Consider the following 19,068-nt stretch of genomic DNA (forward strand, 5'->3'; position numbering starts at 1 on the left):
CCCCCTAAATAAACTGTGTTAAAAATAGGGTTTATTTTTAAAATAATTTTCATGCCGAAATAGTATGAAATACTGAACTTTAGTACTCTCTATTGAGAGAGCGCCCTAGTTACAATGAATTGTAACGCTAAGGCGCTACCTCTATTTAACACGTTTTATTTATAAGCGTCTTTGCCTACTTGAATATTATCTTTGGTAATTCCGACATAAGGCACACGAACAGCTTTTGTTTTATCTAACTTCCATTCAGTTCCTTCCAGTACATCTTTTCCATTTGCAGCATTTGTGGCAAGTTCAATGGTCGCCTTCCCTTGGTTTTTTGCATCGTTCAACACAGTACCAATCATTTTTCCTTTTTCAATCATTTCAAGCGCTTCTGGAATGGCATCAACGCCAACTACAGGAACAAATTTATCCCCATTAAAATATCCTGCTTTTTCAAGCGAAGCAATCGCACCTAGTGCCATCGCGTCATTATTACAAATCACAAATTCTATTTTGTCATTGAACTTAGAAATCCACGCATCCATTTTTTCCGTCGCTTTTGTTGCATCCCACATAGCAGTATCCAATGCTAACTCTTCCACTTGAATGCCTTTTTGTTTAATCGTTTCGATGGAATATTTCGTACGCGCTTCGGCATCAGGGTGCCCCGGTTCCCCTTTCAACAGTACGTATTGAATTTTTCCATCTTTGTTTTTGTCGTATTTATCTTTGTTTGCTTCCCACGCTTTAGCAATTAATTCCCCTTGGATAATACCTGACTCTGCCGAATTTGTCCCTACATAATAAGCTTTATCATAGCTTGCTAATACATTGGCATCCGGCTCTTTGTTAAAGAAAATAACTGGAATATTTTTTGCCTTAGCCTTGTCAATCACTGTTTGGGCAGCTTTTGGATCTACTAAGTTAATTGCTAATGCTTTTGCACCTTTGGCTATTAACGTATCGATTTGCTCAATTTGTTTCGCTTGGTCGTTTTGTGAGTCATTCAACATAAGGTTTATTTTTCCTTTTGCCGTTTCCTCCATTGCACGACGTACATATGACATAAAGTTGTCATCAAATTTGTAAATGGTTGCTCCAACTGTAGGAAGGGCATTATCACTATTTGTATTTTTAGCATCATTCGTTGTGCTGCTGCATCCCGTAGCTAGCAGAATGCTAGAGGCAACTGTCAAAGATAAAACCAATCCTTTTTTGTTTTTAAACATATTACGTCCCCCTTCACTTTACATGATTGCATCTTGTTTATGTAAGCCCTTACATAAAAGATGCTTAAAAGATAGTCCGGAAAGCTCGTTATCCAACGAAACATAAGATTCGTATAAAAAATTCTCTAAAACTTTCATCCCCCCTCTCACTTAGTTAATTTTTACTTAAACTTTTAAGTAGAATATAACAAAAAACTGTTACGTTATCAATTCTTTTTTAGAAATATTTACACCTTTTAACTATACTTAGTGTTTTTGAGCTTACATCACAGAAACAAGACAGCCGAACCTTGCGCCATGTTTAACAAAATGTTTATCGAAGACATCGCCGAAGCAGGAAAAATGCTTTATCGGAAGCGGAGGGTGTTGGAGAAGCTAGCTCAATTAAAAGAGGCTGCCCCAAGGAGATGACAAAAAATAGGCGTTTCTTTCATAAGGAGGAAACGCCCATCTTCTATCTCCAAAAGTGTGTTTGTCTTTTTCATTAAAAATTTATTTTCCAATCGAAAAACCACGTATTTCTCTGCACTTTTTGCCTGTTTTCGCCCAAAAAGCGCGGCAAAATTTAATTTTCCTCATTTGCATTTCCCTTATTTCTCGGTTTTAATCAAATTGTCCTCTATATTCTACGAAAGGATGATCCGCATGCAATACCTCGATTTGAAAATGGATTTTATGTTTAAACAGCTGTTTGGTCACCCAAGTCGCAAGTCAATTACGATGGCGTTTTTAAACGCGCTGTTGCGTCGAACAGGAGATGATCGCATCGTCGATGTCCAGTTTGAAAACACCGAGCTGACGAAAGAAACAGAAGACGGAAAAACAGGACGGTTAGATGTTATCGTCCGCACAAATCGCGGCGAGCGCATTCACATCGAAATTCAACTTATCCCGCAATACGGCATGCCGGAACGGCTATTGTATTACTGGGCGCGGTTATTTTCGGCTTCGCTGTCGAAAGGAGAACGGTACGACACCCTCCCACCGACGATTATGATTGCCATCCTCAACTATCCACTCTTTCCACACGAAACGGATCGTTTTCACACCGTCTTTCACATTCGCGAAGATGAAGAGCAGTTCCTCTGGAGTGATCATCTTGAATTTCATGTACTCGACTTGTCACAATTTATGGTAAAATGGAAGAAATACCGTCGAGAAGTAAAACAATCGCCCGAATGGCCGTGGCTAACAATGTTGTCCGCTGTGGATAGCCGTTCAAAGAAAGTCGATGAAGAAATGGTTCGCGAATTGGAGGGAGTCGCGATGACAGAACAAGAAATTTTAGAAGCGTTAGAAGAGTGGCAAAATTTAAGCGTGGATCCAGAAAACCGCTACGCCTACGAAATGCGCCTCAAATGGCTCCTTGACCAACTTTCAAACATTCGTGGCAGTCGGGAGGAAGGACGACAAGAAGGATTGAAAGAAGGATTGAAAGAAGGACGGGAAGAAGGAATAAAAGAAGCGATTAGAAAAATGGGTGAAAAAGGAATGAGCGTAGCGGACATTGCGCATATCCTCGATCTGACGGAAGAAGACGTACGGGAACGGTTGAACGATTAGCCTTAATGGTTTTAAGAAAAGCGCTCGCCTGTCAGTGAAGGTCACATAATCCCCACCGACGAGGAAACACCTTAGGCGTTTGGAACTAGATAGCTCTCCAATCGTAAAATGTTTCTAAAAAGAGGGGGCTGACCAAAAACGCATTCGCGTTTTGGGTCAGCCCCTTCTATTTCTTTTAGACGCCATGATAAGTAGTTTTCAATGGTTAATCAATACTTCTAAGCCGCCATATTACGCTAACGAAATCACCGTGACGTTCTGGCACGTTGAGACCTACGTACATTAGTTCATCTCCGCCATATACTTCCCCTGTACCAATGATTTCGTACTGTTTCTTTGGATTGAGTCCTTTCAGCCGTATAAACGACAGTGGGGCGTTGGCTTCGGCTAGTACGCGAAAATACGCAACAAACGCTTCGGATTGATGTAAATTAGCACACTATTTCAGAACTACTTTTTTAAATTATTTTGGATGAAAATCGGAAATTTTTCTTCGAAATACGGGGACCTTTATCAGTGGACAGAACTAACCGCCAAATATGGGTAAACCTTTGCGGCTCTGGGACTAGAGCCTCCCCCGAAGATCCTAGACATTCATCCTCGCTCCTAGATACACGCCACAAGTATACCTAATCGCCTCTCAGCACTTCTGCATCAAGGACTGAGAGGCGATTTATTTGCCTAGTCACTGTCGAACTCGGGCAAGGAGAAAGTAGCTGTATAAGCTCAGCTGTTCCTCGCTGATTAGTGAGTCCATTATTTAGGAAAAATAAAAGAGGTAATACCTTATGTTTGTTTTTTATCTTCTCTTCGATGTGCTTGTAATCAATAATACGAATTTTGTCAAAATCGATTTCAAGTGTTATTATATCAATTCCGTAAGGGGGGTTGTGAGCTCCTTTAAATGTTTCTACACGAATTTTGAGTAAGAATTTATAATGACTCCCTAGTTCTAAATTTTTAATTTCTAATATTTTAGGCTTCCACCACTGAATTTCAGATGGTTTTCCATAATAATCCTGTACTGCTTTGGTTATACAAGGCGTTAAGAAGTAAATTGAAAGGTCCTCTAAATCATTTTTATTAACTAATGTAGTTGTTGACTCTGTTTCATAAATTTTTGATTTGGCGACAATTTTAGTCCCGACACCATACATTCCGAATAATATTATCAAAAAGAGGGACATTACTCCTATAAATTTCCTGTTCATATTTGAATTCCCCCTTTTATTATCGTGATCAAACTATATTTTGCAGATATTAAGTCAAAATAATTCATAAAATTTCCGATTAAAATGGTTTATTTTATAGGCGGAGGGCTTTCTTATCTTTTAAAAAAAGAGGGTGTCCCAAAAGTAACGGGGCACCCTTTCTTATAACCATATATACGAGCGAAACACCTTTACAAAACTGTATATTGTATCTTCCTTGAAGAAAGGAGACCTTTTGGGTCAGCTCCTAAAATCCCCCACCGCCTCTTTCAGCGCGGTTTCTAGTTCGTTTGTGTACTCGTGCGTTTGTTCCTCTGTCCACTGCAAATGCTCCGCCATAAAGCGAATGACTTCGTCTTTCCATGTCCGCACCCATTGAATGTTAAACAAAAGGGCACCGGTGCGGCGGATGAAGTAATCAGAAGGTTTGACGGCCATTTCTTCTTCGAGCGCGTATACAAGCGTCGCAAACACTTCGCGCGAAAGCCCACTGTTTTCTTCATAATCCTTGCTTAATGCAAATATGCGGTCAACGTTCGTTCCGTATTGTTGCGCCAGGCGCTCCCCTTCCGCTTTCGTAAAGCCGTAGCGCGTCGCTTCTTCCGCTTTTTGCGCGATAAACGCAGGCAATTGGTGAGAGCCGCCGACATCGCCGCCGGAAATCGGCAAATGCTTCGTTTGGCAAGGGCGGAATGGTAGTCCTTCTTCTTTTTCGAGCTGCTTGGCGACTAAATCAACGACCGTTTCCGCCATTTTTCGGTATCCGGTTAGCTTTCCGCCCGCAATTGTCACAAGCCCTGACGGAGATTGCCAAATTTCGTCTTTTCGTGAAATTTCCGATGGATTTTTTCCCTCTTCGTAAATCAACGGCCGCACTCCCGCCCAGCTTGATTCAATCTGTTCTGCCGTCACCCGCACCGACGGAAACATATAATGAATCGCTTGCAGCAAGTAGTTGCGATCTTCGTCCGTCATTACTGGATTCGTCAAATCCCCGTCGTAAAACGTATCGGTCGTGCCGACATACGTTTTTCCATCGCGTGGGATGGCAAACACCATCCGTCCGTCCGGTGTATCGAAATACACGGCTTGTTTCAACGGAAAGTGTGTTTGGTCGATGACAATATGCACACCTTTTGTAATTTTTAACATTTTCCCATGTTTCGAGCCGTCTTTTTCCCGCAAATCATCGACCCACGGTCCGGCCGCGTTAATCACCTTTTTCGCTCGTATCGTATACGTTTGACCGGTAAGTTCATCGCGACAGCGCGCCCCGACGACGCGTCCGTTTTCGTACACAAACGCTTCTGCTTTGACGTAATTGGCGGCGTCTGCGCCGCACTCGATCGCTTTTTTCAACACCTCGATCGTTAACCGGGCGTCGTCGGTTCGGTATTCGACATAGTATCCACCGCCAATAAGCCCGTCTTTTTTCAACAGCGGTTCTTTTTGTAGCGTTTCCTCCTTGTTTAGCATCGTCCGGCGCTCGCTTCGTTTGACTCCCGCTAAATGGTCGTACACCCATAGTCCAATCGACGTGCTCCATTTGCCAAACGTGCCGTCTTTATAAATCGGCAACAACATCCACTCTGGCGTCGTCACATGCGGGCCGTTTTCGTACACAATCGCCCGTTCTCGCCCAACTTCTGCGACCATTTTCACTTCGAATTGCTTTAAATAGCGAAGCCCACCGTGTACTAGTTTCGTCGAGCGGCTCGATGTCCCTGCAGCGAAATCTTGCATTTCCACTAACGCCGTTTTCAACCGGCGCGTTGCTGCATCCAACGCAATGCCACCGCCCGTAATCCCACCGCCAATAATGAGCACATCGTAATATTCTCTGCTCATTTTTTCTAACACGATCGTACGTTTCATCGTTTCTCCTCCCCCTTTGAAAGCAAAAAGAGACCATTACAGACACGACAAGCCTTTGCTTATCATGTATGCATGGTCTCTCCTAATCTCCTGACATGGTATTAACTTACTTTTATTATAGCGAAAATCAGCTCGTTTGGCTAGCAAAAAATCGTTAACGTATCGCCGCATAATGTTCCCAAAGCGCTTTGTTCGATGTCGTAATCGCCGTTGCGCCGGCTGCTAATGCACGCTCGACATCTTCTAGCGTTCGCACAAGCCCGCCGGCTAAAATCGAGAGGCCTGTCCGTTCTTTTACTTCTCGAATGACATGCGGCATCGCTCCTGGCATCACTTCAATAAAATCCGGAGTTGTTTTTTCAAGCAATTGGTAGCTTTTTTCGAGCGCGTGCGAATCTAATAGGAAAATGCGTTGAATCGCCAGCACCTTTTTTTGCTTTGCTTTTATAATCACGCTTCCCCTTGTCGAAATTAACCCATATGGCTTAAATTCTTGGCACAAATATTCCGCGGCATACTCATCGTGGCTCAGCCCTTGGATTAAATCGACATGAAGCAGTAGCTTTTTTTCGCACTGGTGCGCATAGTGAAACACGCTTTTTAGCTGCGAAAGATGCAATTCGAGCAATACCCCAACGTCGTACGGACTTCGCAAAAACGCTTCAAAATCTTTCATCGTTTTCATCGCGGGAATGATTTTTTGCGAATTCAAAAAAATCGCCCCTTACTCATCGTTTTTCGCTGCTTCTGCCGCGACTGTGCATGTCGTAAGCAACGCCCGCGGCTTGCAAGCGCTTATTTTAATCCCCCGCTTTTGAAATTTCTCGATGACGTGCTGAATTTCCTTCTTTTGTCGGTTTTCCGCTCCGTGCAAATGCTCTTCCATCTCTTCTCACCTTTCTTCTATTCTTTGCTTTTCGCTTTCGGAAGAAACAGCTCGACTGTTGTTCCTACCCCGACCTCGCTTTCCATCACAATTTGGCCGCCGTATTTATCGACAATTTCTTTTGCGATGGCAAGCCCAAGCCCTACTCCACCTTTCTCACGACTTCTCTCTTTATCGACCCGATAAAACCGTAAAAACACTTTTTCTAATTCGTCACGCGGTATCCCAATTCCTTTGTCACGCACGGAAATCGATACATATTTTCCTTCTTCTTTAATATCGATAGTAATTACTTTTTCTTGTTGGGAATATTTCACCGCGTTATCAAGCAAAATGAGCAGCAATTGTTCCAAATGATGCTTCGCCACATGCACGCGCGCCTTTTCACCCGCTTCATCAATAATTTGAAACTGAACGCTTGGATGAAGAACACGGAAATTTTTCACAATTTGCTCCGCGGCTTCTTTCGGAGAAGTTGGCTGCAACTCCGCTGGAATCGTAAGCGCTTCGGCATGAGATAAATCTAAAAGCTCCAGCACGAGCTTTTTTAACCGATACACTTCTTGCACCGCTGCTTCTAGCGATTCCTCTAAAATTTCGGGATTATGTTTGCCCCATCGCTTTAGCAGCGAAAGATGGCCTTCTAAAATCGCAATTGGCGTTCGCAATTCATGGGAAGCATCTTCGATAAATTGCTTTTGCTGGCGAAACGAATGTTCAATTTCATCCATCATTTCGTTAAACATCGCCATTAGCTGCGACATTTCATCGTTCGCGGCCGGAACGTCGATTCGTTCTTGGAATCCGTTCTTTTTAATGTTGCGCATCGTGTTCGTGACCGCTTGCAGGCGCCCGACAAAATGTTTGGCGATAAACCGCCCGATCCACGCGCTCATCCCCATCGCTACCATGCCAATGACCGTCATAATGAAAAAAATCGTGTTAATCATTTGTTGAAATTTCACTAAATGACGGACGACTTCAATCGTCCCGTTCATCTGCGCAACATGGAACGGCTTACGCAAAATAACCGAGCGATCATTGTTTACGAGATGGTAATCGACTTCAAGCTTTTCTGGTTTTTCCGCCGGAAGCAGCGAAACAGAAACTTGATTAGCTACGGATACGACAACATTTCCTTTTTCGTCTAAAATGCGGATCGCTTGATATTTTTCATTGAGTTTTTCAAGCAACTTTTTGCTTTTGCGTATATCGTTCCAAGATAAATTACGTTTCTCCGCGTAATAAGTTTCAATTTCCCCAATTGTTTTTTCGATCGTTTTTTCTTCTTCGTTCAACAGCCATTGCTTCACCGTTTCGTATTGCAAACATGTAAACAAAAAGTAGACGATAAAAATCATCGTTGCCGACAGAAACGTAAGCTTCCCTTTTAATGAGACGTTTTCTAAACGAAAAAGTTTCATGACCGCATCACATATCCTGCCCCGCGTACGGTCTGAATATAGCGCTCTTTGTCTTTTTCGTCTAATTTATGGCGCAAATAACGGACGTACACGTCTACTACGTTCGTTTCTACTTCCGTATCAAATCCCCATACTTTATTAAGCAGCGTATCTCTTGTTAAGACGATGTCTACATTTTGCAAAAACGTCACGAGCAAATCGTATTCCCGCTTCGTTAGCTCAATCGTTTGTCCATCTTTTTTCACGACGCGCGCTTTGACATCGACAACAAGATCTTTAAACGTTAAATATTCTTGATCCATCGATGGATGGACGCGGCGAAACAATGCGCGAATGCGGGCCAATAATTCCTCAATCGCAAACGGCTTCACAATATAGTCGTCGGCGCCGCTATCTAGCCCCATGACGCGATCGAACACACTGTCCCGTGCGGTAATCATAATCACGGGCGTTTTTTTCACCGCCCGCAATCGACGGCATACTTCCATGCCGTTTAAACTCGGCAACATTAAATCTAACAACACAAGCCCCCACTCTTCAGCGAGTGCAAGCTCTAATCCTTCCCTGCCGTCATGGCATACGCGCACTTCATATCCTTCATGCAATAAATCTAATTCGATAAATCGCGCTAAGTTCGCTTCATCTTCAATAATTAAAATACGCTTATTCACCAAAATCCCTCCCACCCCTTATCATACCAAAAAGAAATGCCAACCGCCTCCAGCGATTAGCAAAAACTAGCTGTCCGTCTTTCGTTAAGCACCTAGCCGTTGAACTAGTAGTGTTTATTAAACAAGTCCATAAACGCTTGCACAATTTCGATGAGTTGGTACGTAAGCAAAGAGACAGCTGTCCCTGAGAAAAAAAGAGTAATCACCATATGCATGTGCGCTCCTCCTTATTCGCTGCCGGCCTTTTGCTAAGGATGGAGCTTCGATTTTTGCAAACATGTTCGTGATTTCTACGGTGCGAATGCCGGCTTTTTTTCATCATAGCCGTTCAATCTTAAAAATAAATGAAAATTTCCTAAAAAATACTCGTGACCTTTTCTGCCAATCTTACATATAGTGAAAGGTAGAGGAGGAGATCATTATGAGCGATCATTTTCAACTGCCAAGAAAAAAGCAGGAAGAGGAACCGTTTCAACGGTTGCGAGAGATGGTGAGCCAGTTTTTTGACGAACAACCGATTCGGAAAATGTTTGAAACGCTCGATGAATATGTTCACGACACCATTTTACGCTCCTACATCCCAATCGACGTCCACGAAACGGCGCACGAATACGTCATTACCGCCTATCTCCCGAACGTCAACCGCCAACAAATTCAGCTCGAATTCGATGACACGATGCTCCATCTCACCGTCCATCATCGCGAAATCGTCGAATCCACCGATGAGCAACACAACGTCTATAAAAAACGGCGCATGCAGCAACAAATGATGCGGACGATTCCATTGCCTTATCCCGTCAAAGAAAACGAAATTAAAGCCTCGTTTGAAAACGGAGAACTCGTCATTCGCCTTCCACAAAAGAAAAAATTTATTGATATCGAATAAAGGTGTCCAGCGCGGACACCTTATTTTTTAAATGTGCTTAATAGTCCTTTTAATACGCTGTTTGCTTGATTGACCGTGTTAATCATTTGCCCGACGGTATTCATCATTTTGTTAATGTCGTACGTTCCTTCTGACGTTTTAAACTGCGATATAATCGATGGAACGCCTGCCGATGGCGGTTTTAACATTGGGCCCGGCTTTGGATATGGCGTCATTTGCGGAGTTTGTGGAGAATGCTGCCCCATCATCGGCCAGTGTGGCGGCTGCTGGTATGGATGGATTGGTGGGTAGTGAGGCCAATGTGGAAACGATGGCGGAAACGGCGCACGTGGCAAATATGGATAAATATACGGAACCCGATACATACACTCCCCCCTCTTTTTCGATTTCGTACTTCATCATATGCACGATATAGGCGGTAAGTGCGGGTGGACATGTCACAAGTTGTCGGAAGTTTCAATTTTTTGAATTTATCGAGATGTGCCATTTTTATGATAAGATGTATAAAAACACGAGGAGGATGCACGATGAACGCCACCGAATTAAAAAATAAATTTATCGCCACGAAAAATTATGAGCCGACCGATTTAAACGAACTGCTTGATTTTGCCCGCCAGCTATATTTACGAAGCGAAATGACGATCTCTGAGTACCGTGATATTACTCGTGAACTCGAATTAGCCGGAGCATGTAAGCCAGCGGAAAAAAACGAATATGTCGGGTTGTAATGCATGATTCCCCCGCCCCTGCGGAAAAGTAACAGATGAGGGGGTGGCATCATGGGACGAGGTGTCCATTTTCACCATAAACGAAAAGGGCATGAACAACAACCGCCAGCACACGGCAAACACGTTCCGCCAAAACAGACCGAACGGGTCGAATACGAAATCGGAACAGTCGCAACCGAAGCAGGTGGCCCGATTTCTGTGAAAGTCGAAAAAAACGACTAACGAAAACGGCTCTCCTTTTAAAGAGGGAGCCGTTTTTGTTAAACGGAAATTTTAGGGCTACCACGGTCATAAGCTTCATAGAGCCTCCTCGGGCCTGTGCGATCTTCGCCGATAGGCAGGCGCTTTTCTAAACAAAATGCAATTTCGAAGGAACGAACCGCTGCGCTTCTTTCTCATCCATTTTTTGCTCGACTGCGTCTAGCTGCTTCTCCATTTTTTGAATATGCGCTTGTTGGTGCGCGCACGTTTCTTTCACCACGTTGTCAATGACATCATCCATTTTCGTTTCGATTTGTTCCATTAGCTGTAAAATTTCCCCGAGCTGCTTCTCCACTTCCTCTTTTTTCACCCACCGCATCAATATCCCTCCCAGCACCGTTTGCCTTTACACATTCGCCATTTCTTTTTCGCTCCCTTCTCACCTGACAAAACTAGAACTATTTCGGCAAAGAAAGTTGTCTTTTTCATTTCTTCGAGCAATTTCGACATTTTCTTTATACACCCTATTCTCCCTCACCTATGGTATAATAAAAAACATTCAAAGGAGGGGGAGCGTATTGTTCAACTATCCTGGTGGAAAGCAATATAAACCGAAAGAAGAACAGCCAGTCCGTCATTTTCAGCCAAACTACGGAAACCGCGGCATGACGCTCGAGGAAGACTTAAATGCGACAAACGAATATTACCGAGAACACGGCATTGCCGTTATCCATAAAAAACCGACGCCGATTCAAATCGTCCGCGTCGATTATCCGAAACGAAGCGCAGCTGTCATTAAAGAGGCGTATTTTAAACAAGCCTCTACGACCGACTATAACGGGGTGTACCGCGGCAAATATATCGACTTTGAAGCAAAAGAAACGCAAAGCTTCACGTCGTTTCCGTTAAAAAATTTTCATGAACATCAAATTCATCATATGCGGCAAGTGCTCGCACATGGGGGAATTTGCTTTGTCATTTTGCGCTTTTCGGCGCTCGATGAAGTATATTTGTTAGACGCTTCCCACTTGCTTACGTTTTGGGAGCGGCAACAAGCTGGCGGGAGGAAATCAATCACAAAAAAGGAAATTGAGACATATGGTCATTACATTTCACTTGGCTACCACCCGCGAATTGATTATATTAAAGTAGTAGAATCTATCTACTTTTAAAGAAAGGTAGGATTTTTATGTCTGGTGACTATCGTTCTCGCGTAGAACGGAAACAAGCAACAAACCAAACAAAAACAAAAAAAGGAAAAAAGAAAAAAGCGAAATCGCTCTTTCAAATGATTGCACTAACATTAGTCGTTTTCATGCTGCTTGGGGTGATTGGCGGCGTCGCTGCGTTTGCTTATTTCATCAAAGGAATACCGCCGCTTGATGAAGCAAAAATTAAAGACCCGCTTTCCTCGACGATTTATGATATGAACGGCCATAAAATTGTCGACTTAGGCGGGCAGAAACGAACGTATATTTCCTATTCGGACATTCCGAAAGTATTGGAAAATGCCGTATTAGCGACAGAAGACGCTCGCTTTTACCAACATCACGGCGTCGATTTTATCCGCCTTGGCGGAGCTATTTTAGCCAACCTTAAAGAAGGGTACGGAGCGGAAGGCGGAAGCACGATTACTCAACAAGTCGTCAAGCTGACGTTCTTGTCGCCAGAAAAAACGATCAAACGGAAAATCCAAGAAGCTTGGCTCGCGTTACGGCTCGAACAAAAGTATTCGAAACATGAAATTTTAGAAATGTATTTAAATAAAATTTATTACTCTAACGGGGTGTACGGTGTCGCTAAAGCCGCGGAATATTACTTCGGCAAAACGAACTTAAAAGAGTTGACGCTTCCAGAAGCCGCCTTGCTCGCCGGACTTCCGCAAAGCCCGAACAACTATAACCCGTACGAACATCCCGAAGCGGCGAAAAAGCGGCGCGACGTCGTTCTCTCGTTAATGGCGGAACATGGCTTTATTACAAAAGAAGAAGCGGAAAAAGCAAAGCAAGTACCGATTGCATCAATGCTCGTCGATCGGAAAAAACATAATCAATCACAAACCATTCCATATGATTCTTTTATCGACGAAGTGATTAAAGAAGTGACCGATCAAGCGAATGTGAACGTCTATGAAGACGGACTAAAAATTTATACAACGCTTGACCCGAACGCACAAAGCTATGTCGAAGACTTGCTGAATTCCAACGAGTTATTTACGAACAAAAAAGATTTGCAAACTTCCATCGCGCTTATCGATACGAAAACGGGCGAAATTCGTGCGCTTGGCGGTGGACGCGACCCTGAAAATGTCACATTTGGCTTTAACTACGCCACCCAACGCGTCGGTCAGCCAGGGTCAACGATTAAGCCGATTTTAGACTACGGTCCAGCGATTGAATATTTGAAATGGCCGACGGCACACATTCTCGTCGATGAACCATATCAATATTCGAACGGCACACCGATTAAAAACTGGAACGGCAAGTATGAAGGTGCGATGACGATGCGAACAGCGCTTGCGAAATCGCGCAACATTCCAGCGCTAAAAGCGTTGCAAGCAGTCGGCTTAGAGCGGGCGAGACAGTTTGCGAACAAGCTCGGCATGGGCTTTGACAACATTTACGAATCGTACGCGATTGGCGGCTTGGAAAAAGGAGTATCGCCGTTACAAATGGCGGGGGCATATAGCGCGTTTGGCAACAACGGCGTCTACATTAAACCGCACGCCGTCACGAAAATCGTCTTTCCGGACAATACAGAAATGGATTTAACTCCAAAACCGAAAGTGGCGATGAAAGACTATACGGCATATATGATTACCGATATGTTAAAAACGGTCGTGCAATCCGGTACAGGTACGCTTGCCAACGTGCCAAGCTTACATGTTGCAGGAAAAACGGGAACGACCAACTATTCCGAAGACGTCGCCCGACAATATGGATTGCCGGATGACGCCGTGCCAGACAGCTGGTTTGTCGGCTATACGCCAAACTACACTGCTGCCGTCTGGACTGGGTTTAGCAAAAAAAGCAGCACGGCGAACTTATCGGTCTATGAACAAAAAATACCGCGCCTACTGTTCAAAAAAGTCATCTCGCACGTCGACCATGATAGCGAAGACTTCCCGATGCCAAAAAGCGTCGTGAAGTTGCCAGTGAAAAAAGGTTCCAATCCGCCGCAATTAGCAGGACCTTTTACACCAAAAGACGAAATCGTGTATGAATGTTTCGTGAGAGGAAGCGAGCCGACTGAAACAGCAACAGACGACAAGCCGCTTGCACCGACGAACGTACAGGCAACGTACGACCCGAAAGCGGACGCGATTTCTTTGACGTGGACATACGACAATGCGCTTGACAATGTGGCATTTGAAGTGCACGCGAAAAACGACAAAGGCGAATCAGCGGTGCTTCCAGCCACAGGCTTATCGTTAACGATTAACCATCCAACGAAAGGCGCTGTCTATACGTTTGACGTCTATACGGTAAGCAAAGACGGACAAATAAAAAGCGAACAGCCAGCGACCGTGACCGTTCAAGTGCCAAGCGACCAGCAACAGACAACGCCACCAGAGGAACAAACCGGCAACAACGGCACAGATGGAACAAACAATGGCAACAATACGAACAATCCCGACCAAAACGGCGGACAAAACAATAGCGGGGAACAAAACAACAGCGGACAAAATAACAGCGGTGGACAAAACAACAACGGACAAAATAACAGCGGCTCCGGCGGAAACACAACCCCACCGACGCAAAATAATAGCTCGACTGGAAATACAACGAACCGCGTCGGAAAAAGCTCGCTTCCGTCCACCAATGAGTTGCTTAACCAATAACGAAACGGGATGTCTCAACGCGGAGACATCCCGTTTTTCTTTTTCGCTAATGTTTTATAATAAAGCTTTTCCGTTTCACTAAACAGTTCGCTAAGCTGAATAAACGAATGATATAAATCCGGACGGGCAAAAATAAATTGCAGCCGCTCGATAACGTTTACCGGCTTCACCGCCAATGCGGCGATTGCTTTTTCCCACTCATTCACCTGCTCGACCCGCTTGCCGTTTAACCAATGCAAACAAACGAGGAAATACGACAAGGCGCGAATCATCGGCTCTCTTGCGCTCGCCCGGTCACGTTTCGCAAAGCAGCTTTCTAACCGGTCTCGTTCTTCGTGCCAAAGCGGAAAAACAGCGGCGAGCGATTCAATTTCTTCCCATGGCGCTTTAGTACCGACAATGTCATAGTAAAAATACACATGCTTCATCGCTTCAGGAAATGGCGCATCGCTTGCTTGCACGTTATCCCCTACACGAAAAAAAAGCGGATGAACGAATTCATTTGGTACTTGCAACGCTTTCCCCTCGCTTTCGCCGTTTTTTTCCTTCGCGGCATACTTCCAAAAGCGGACAAACGTCGCATTTTGGCGCTTGCGCTTTACAATGGTAGCGCCCGAAAAAAATCATCCGATGATGCGTAATCGACCATTCTTCTTTTGGAATTTTCCGCATGAGCGTTTCCTCTACTTCGAGCACCGAATCTTTCCAGCGGCAAAAGCCAAGCCGTTTGCTCACCCGTTCAACGTGTGTATCGACGGCAATTGCCGGCACGCCAAAAGCGACGGATACGACGACGTTGGCCGTTTTCCTGCCAACGCCTGGCAACTTCATCAATTCATCGCGGTCGGTCGGCACTTGTCCGCTATATTTTTCGATTAACAATGCACATAGCTTTTGGATGTTTTTCGCCTTATTTCGGTATAGCCCGATCGAGCGAATGTCTTGTTGAAGTTCTTCAAGCGAAACAGATATATAGTCTTCTGGCGTTTTATATTTTTCAAATAGCTGCTTCGTCACTTTATTGACGAGCGCATCGGTGCATTGCGCCGATAAAACGACGGCAATTAACAGCTCAAACGGATTGCGATGCACAAGCTCACAATGTGCATTCGGGAACATTTCTCCCATTGTATCTAAGCAATAACGAATTTGCTGGCGATTTAACAAACAAATCCTCCTCTCTTTCCAAAGAAAAACGAGAGACCGCCTCTCTCGCTTACGACTCTAACCAATTGTAAAACGTCACCGTCTGTTTAAACTCTTCTTGCGTCGATGATCGTTGATGTTTGCGGAACTTTTTCCCGTAATCTTTCGCCTGTTCAATCGTTTGTACCCCGTTCTTTTTCCACTCAAATAAAATGCGGTCAATGTAGCGGAAGTTTAGTTTTCCAGACAACACTGCTTCGCGAAGCGCCGCTTTAATAATGGCAGGGTCGTGCTCGTCTTGGTCGATCCACATCGTTAACGTCTCACATTCAAACGGGGAAAGCGGACGGCCAAATTCTTGTTCGAACATCGTATACAAGCTTTGTTCCTCTTCTTGTCGACTAGCCCGCGCTTCGTTTGCCGATTCGATGAATAAGTAATAGACGAGCTTTTCCCAAAGCGGTTTTAGCGAATATGTTTCGCTCCGCACTTCATGGACTTGTTCCTCAATCGCTAAAAATCCTTTTTGGACGAGCTTGCGCAACGTTTCCATACATTGCGCCGGCGATAATGTCATTCGTTCCGCCATCTCCGCAGGGGTCGGGAAAGAAATTCCTTCTTCGAGAAACGAATGCAAATGTAATAGCACCATAAACTCGATTTCCGTTAAGCCTAAACGTTTATAATGATACAACAGCAGTTTCGGAATCGCAATGCTTCCTTGCGCCAGCCATTCCGCCATTTTCCCTTTATCCATCGAAATGCACCTCAACTTATAGTATACCATACTCGCAAAAAAATCCCCCATCATCGGGGGATTTTCTTACGGGTATAAACGGTTTAACAACCGCGGGAACGGAATCGTTTCACGAACGTGCTCGACGCCGCAAATCCAAGCAACGGTGCGCTCTAGCCCTAATCCAAAGCCTGAATGTGGCACCGAGCCGTATTGGCGCAATTCTAAATACCATTTGTACGCCTCCAGCGGCAAGTTGTGTTCTTCGAGGCGTTGTTTTAATAATTCATAATCGTGGATACGCTCCGAGCCGCCGATAATTTCGCCATATCCTTCCGGTGCGATTAAGTCAGCGCAAAGTACGACTTCTGGGCGGTTTTTGTCCGGCTGCATATAAAACGGTTTTAATTGCGTCGGATAATGCGTAATAAATACCGGCTTATCAAAGCTTTCGGCAATCGCCGTTTCGTGCGGCGCCCCGAAATCGTCGCCCCACGCGATGTCGGTAAATCCTTTGTCATGAAGCAATTGAATCGCTTCATCGTACGTAATGCGCGGGAACGGTGCTTGAACGTTTTCAAGCTTCGATGTATCACGGCCGAGCGTTTTTAGTTCAAGCGCGCAGTTTTTCAAGACAGATTGAACGATATAAGACACGTATTGTTCTTGTACGTTTAAGTTGTCTTCAAATTCGTAAAACGCCATTTCCGGCTCAATCATCCAAAACTCGATTAAATGGCGGCGCGTTTTTGATTTTTCCGCACGGAACGTCGGACCGAACGAAAATACTTTTCCGAGCGCCATTGCTGCCGCTTCCATGTAAAGCTGTCCGCTTTGCGAAAGGTAGGCGTCCTCCTCGAAATATTTTGTATGGAATAACTCGGTCGTTCCTTCTGGCGCGCTTCCCGTTAAAATTGGCGGGTCGACTTTGACAAAGCCGTTATTGTTGAAAAATTCATACGTCGCCCGAATAATTTCGTTACGGATTTTCATGATGGCATGCTGACGCTTCGAACGCAGCCATAAATGGCGGTGGTCCATTAAAAACTCGACGCCATGCTCTTTTGGCGTAATTGGGTAGTCCACCGATTCGTGAATGATGTCGATATTCGTTACCGCAAGTTCATAGCCAAACGGTGAACGCTCATCAACGCGCACCGTCCCCGTTACATATAGCGACGTTTCTTGCGTGATGGATTTCGCGCGTTGGAACACGTCTTCCGCTACTTGCGATTTTTCGACGACCCCTTGAATGAAGCCTGTCCCATCGCGCAACTGCAAGAAAGCGATTTTTCCGCTCGAGCGCTTATTCGCTAACCAAGCGCCAATCGTCACCTCTTGCCCTACGTATTTACTCACTTCTGCAATCGTTGTTTTCACTGCTACGTCCCTCCAACATCTGTTCGAAAACTATGTACGCATAATTTATATTATACCGTCCTAGAAAATTGATGGCAATAGACAAGCGGCTTCGGTTTCAGCCGCTTGTTTTTCCTTTTATTTATTCGTTTTTTGTTCCATAAACTGCTTTATCCGCTCGATCGCTTTTTGTAATACGTCAAGCGATGTGGCATACGAAAGGCGGACGTTGTCTGGCGCACCGAAGCCAGAGCCTGGCACGAGCGCGACTTTTGCTTCGTCTAATAACGCCTCGACGAACGCATCGACGCTTTCATAGCCGGTCATGCGCGCTGCTTCGCGTGCGTTCGGGAACAAATAAAACGCTCCTTGCGGCTTGACGCACGTAAAGCCAGGAATTTGAATAAGTTTTTCATAAATAATGTTTAGCCGTTCTTCAAACGCTTGCCGCATTTGCTCAACTGGTTCTTGCGGGCCGCTATATGCAGCAATCGCGGCATATTGCGCAATCGACGTTGGGTTGGACGTGCTATGGCTTGCAAGGTCGGTCATGGCGCGAATAATGTCTTTATTTCCTGCGGCATAGCCGATACGCCAACCGGTCATCGAGTGCGATTTCGATACCCCGTTAATGATGATCGTTTGCGCTTTTAACTGTGGCGAAAGCTGGGCGATCGATACATGTTTATTGTCCCCATATACTAACTTTTCATAAATCTCATCGGACACAATGAGAATATCGTGCGCTAAGCAAACGTCACCAAGTGCGCGCAACTCGTCTTCTGTATAAATCATGCCTGTCGGGTTGCTTGGCGAGTTAATGATGACGGCCTTCGTCCGCTCCGTAATGGCTGCTTTTAGTTGGTCTGGCGTAATTTTGAAATGGTTTTCTTCCAACCCTTCGACATACACCGGCACCCCGCCTGCAAGTTTCACTTGTTCTGGGTAGCTGACCCAATATGGCGTCGGGATAATGACTTCATCGCCTTCGTCTAAAATGACTTGGAATAACGTATAAAGCGCATGTTTCGCGCCAACGCAGACGATAATTTCCGACGGTTCATATTGCAACTGTTGGTCATGTTGAAACTTTTTCACAATTTCTGCCTTTAACGTCGCAAGTCCACCGGAAGGGGTATATTTCGTATGCCCTTCGTTCATGGCGTTCACCGCTGCGTCGATAATGTGTTGCGGTGTATTGAAATCTGGCTCGCCTGCTCCTAAGCCGATAACATCATACCCTTTTGCTTTCAGCTCTTTTGCCTTCGCTGTAATGGCAAGCGTTGTGGACGGTGTGAGCGATGATACACGTTTTGCTAATTTCATG

20 protein-coding genes and 2 pseudogenes are annotated in these 19,068 nt (G+C 44.7%); 7 read left to right on the top strand and 15 right to left on the bottom strand.

Annotated elements, in window-relative coordinates; translation table 11 throughout:
* Positions 1-155: 155 nt before the first annotated feature.
* Entirely contained in the window at positions 156-1,214 is a 1,059-nt protein-coding gene (gene mglB, locus GGR02_RS03350) for a galactose/glucose ABC transporter substrate-binding protein MglB (protein ID WP_183183337.1), read from the bottom strand.
* A gap of 294 nt (positions 1,215-1,508) precedes the next feature.
* On the opposite strand from mglB, the pseudogene GGR02_RS17385 reads away from it, so the two are divergent.
* Positions 1,509-1,625, top strand: a pseudogene (locus GGR02_RS17385) (EcsC family protein); the annotation flags it as partial.
* A 234-nt stretch (positions 1,626-1,859) separates the two neighbouring features.
* Positions 1,860-2,777, top strand: coding sequence for an Rpn family recombination-promoting nuclease/putative transposase (locus GGR02_RS03355; protein WP_183183338.1), 918 nt, complete (start codon positions 1,860-1,862; stop codon positions 2,775-2,777).
* A gap of 205 nt (positions 2,778-2,982) precedes the next feature.
* Here the strand turns inward: GGR02_RS03355 and GGR02_RS03360 are convergent.
* The 7 genes and pseudogenes from GGR02_RS03360 to GGR02_RS03390 form a co-directional block, all read right to left on the bottom strand.
* A pseudogene (locus GGR02_RS03360) lies at positions 2,983-3,201 on the bottom strand (GH36 C-terminal domain-containing protein); the annotation flags it as partial.
* 205 nt (positions 3,202-3,406) lie between these two features.
* On the bottom strand, positions 3,407-3,988 hold the full coding sequence (locus tag GGR02_RS03365; protein ID WP_229706085.1) for a DUF3888 domain-containing protein: 582 nt from the start codon (positions 3,986-3,988) through the stop codon (positions 3,407-3,409).
* 240 nt (positions 3,989-4,228) lie between these two features.
* Positions 4,229-5,863 (bottom strand): glycerol-3-phosphate dehydrogenase/oxidase, encoded by a 1,635-nt coding sequence (locus GGR02_RS03370; RefSeq protein WP_183183339.1) that lies wholly within the window; start codon positions 5,861-5,863, stop codon positions 4,229-4,231.
* Between the two features lie 154 nt (positions 5,864-6,017).
* Positions 6,018-6,548, bottom strand: coding sequence for a glycerol-3-phosphate responsive antiterminator (locus tag GGR02_RS03375; RefSeq protein WP_221210692.1), 531 nt, complete (start codon positions 6,546-6,548; stop codon positions 6,018-6,020).
* Between the two features lie 39 nt (positions 6,549-6,587).
* The gene (locus GGR02_RS03380; protein WP_183183340.1) at positions 6,588-6,749 is read right to left on the bottom strand and encodes a hypothetical protein; all 162 of its coding nucleotides are present in this window, start codon (positions 6,747-6,749) and stop codon (positions 6,588-6,590) included.
* A gap of 17 nt (positions 6,750-6,766) precedes the next feature.
* Positions 6,767-8,173 (bottom strand): HAMP domain-containing sensor histidine kinase, encoded by a 1,407-nt coding sequence (locus GGR02_RS03385; protein ID WP_183183341.1) that lies wholly within the window; start codon positions 8,171-8,173, stop codon positions 6,767-6,769.
* Entirely contained in the window at positions 8,170-8,844 is a 675-nt protein-coding gene (locus GGR02_RS03390; RefSeq protein ID WP_183183342.1) for a response regulator transcription factor, read from the bottom strand. The genes GGR02_RS03385 and GGR02_RS03390 overlap by 4 nt, the downstream gene beginning before the upstream one ends.
* Before the next feature lie 421 nt (positions 8,845-9,265).
* Here GGR02_RS03390 and GGR02_RS03395 point away from each other — a divergent pair, with 421 nt between their 5' ends.
* Positions 9,266-9,730, top strand: coding sequence for an Hsp20/alpha crystallin family protein (locus tag GGR02_RS03395; protein WP_183183343.1), 465 nt, complete (start codon positions 9,266-9,268; stop codon positions 9,728-9,730).
* Between the two features lie 20 nt (positions 9,731-9,750).
* Here the strand turns inward: GGR02_RS03395 and GGR02_RS03400 are convergent, their stop codons facing one another.
* The gene (locus GGR02_RS03400; RefSeq protein WP_183183344.1) at positions 9,751-10,095 is read right to left on the bottom strand and encodes a YppG family protein; all 345 of its coding nucleotides are present in this window, start codon (positions 10,093-10,095) and stop codon (positions 9,751-9,753) included.
* A gap of 162 nt (positions 10,096-10,257) precedes the next feature.
* Here GGR02_RS03400 and GGR02_RS03405 point away from each other — a divergent pair, with 162 nt between their 5' ends.
* Both GGR02_RS03405 and GGR02_RS03410 read left to right on the top strand, forming a co-directional pair.
* Positions 10,258-10,458, top strand: a complete 201-nt coding sequence (locus GGR02_RS03405) for a YppF family protein (protein WP_183183345.1) — start codon at positions 10,258-10,260, stop codon at positions 10,456-10,458.
* A gap of 51 nt (positions 10,459-10,509) precedes the next feature.
* The gene (locus GGR02_RS03410) at positions 10,510-10,680 is read left to right on the top strand and encodes a hypothetical protein (protein ID WP_183183346.1); all 171 of its coding nucleotides are present in this window, start codon (positions 10,510-10,512) and stop codon (positions 10,678-10,680) included.
* Positions 10,681-10,807: 127 nt separating this feature from the next.
* Here GGR02_RS03410 and GGR02_RS03415 read toward each other — a convergent pair whose 3' ends face one another.
* Positions 10,808-11,038, bottom strand: coding sequence for a hypothetical protein (locus tag GGR02_RS03415; protein WP_183183347.1), 231 nt, complete (start codon positions 11,036-11,038; stop codon positions 10,808-10,810).
* Positions 11,039-11,237: 199 nt separating this feature from the next.
* Here GGR02_RS03415 and recU point away from each other — a divergent pair, with 199 nt between their 5' ends.
* Positions 11,238-11,831, top strand: a complete 594-nt coding sequence (recU, locus tag GGR02_RS03420) for a Holliday junction resolvase RecU (protein ID WP_183183348.1) — start codon at positions 11,238-11,240, stop codon at positions 11,829-11,831.
* 17 nt (positions 11,832-11,848) lie between these two features.
* Entirely contained in the window at positions 11,849-14,500 is a 2,652-nt protein-coding gene (locus GGR02_RS03425) for a transglycosylase domain-containing protein (protein WP_183183349.1), read from the top strand.
* Positions 14,501-14,514: 14 nt separating this feature from the next.
* Here GGR02_RS03425 and GGR02_RS03430 read toward each other — a convergent pair whose 3' ends face one another.
* From GGR02_RS03430 to GGR02_RS03450, 5 genes are all read right to left on the bottom strand, one after another.
* Positions 14,515-15,015 carry a YpoC family protein gene (locus GGR02_RS03430; RefSeq protein WP_183183350.1) on the bottom strand — a complete coding sequence of 167 codons (501 nt, stop codon included), beginning with the start codon at positions 15,013-15,015 and terminating at the stop codon, positions 14,515-14,517.
* Entirely contained in the window at positions 14,999-15,667 is a 669-nt protein-coding gene (gene nth, locus GGR02_RS03435; protein WP_183183351.1) for an endonuclease III, read from the bottom strand. The genes GGR02_RS03430 and nth overlap by 17 nt, the downstream gene beginning before the upstream one ends.
* Before the next feature lie 49 nt (positions 15,668-15,716).
* Complete coding sequence (locus tag GGR02_RS03440; protein WP_183183352.1) at positions 15,717-16,403, bottom strand: DnaD domain-containing protein; 687 nt, start codon at positions 16,401-16,403, stop codon at positions 15,717-15,719.
* A gap of 66 nt (positions 16,404-16,469) precedes the next feature.
* Positions 16,470-17,762: an asparagine--tRNA ligase gene (gene asnS, locus GGR02_RS03445; protein WP_183183353.1), complete on the bottom strand. Its 1,293-nt coding sequence runs from the start codon at positions 17,760-17,762 to the stop codon at positions 16,470-16,472.
* 117 nt (positions 17,763-17,879) lie between these two features.
* A complete protein-coding gene (locus tag GGR02_RS03450; RefSeq protein ID WP_183183354.1) occupies positions 17,880-19,067 on the bottom strand; it encodes a pyridoxal phosphate-dependent aminotransferase in 1,188 nt (395 codons plus the stop codon).
* Position 19,068: the final 1 nt, after the last annotated feature.

The organism is Anoxybacteroides voinovskiense, from assembly GCF_014196205.1.
GTDB lineage: Bacteria > Bacillota > Bacilli > Bacillales > Anoxybacillaceae > Anoxybacteroides > Anoxybacteroides voinovskiense.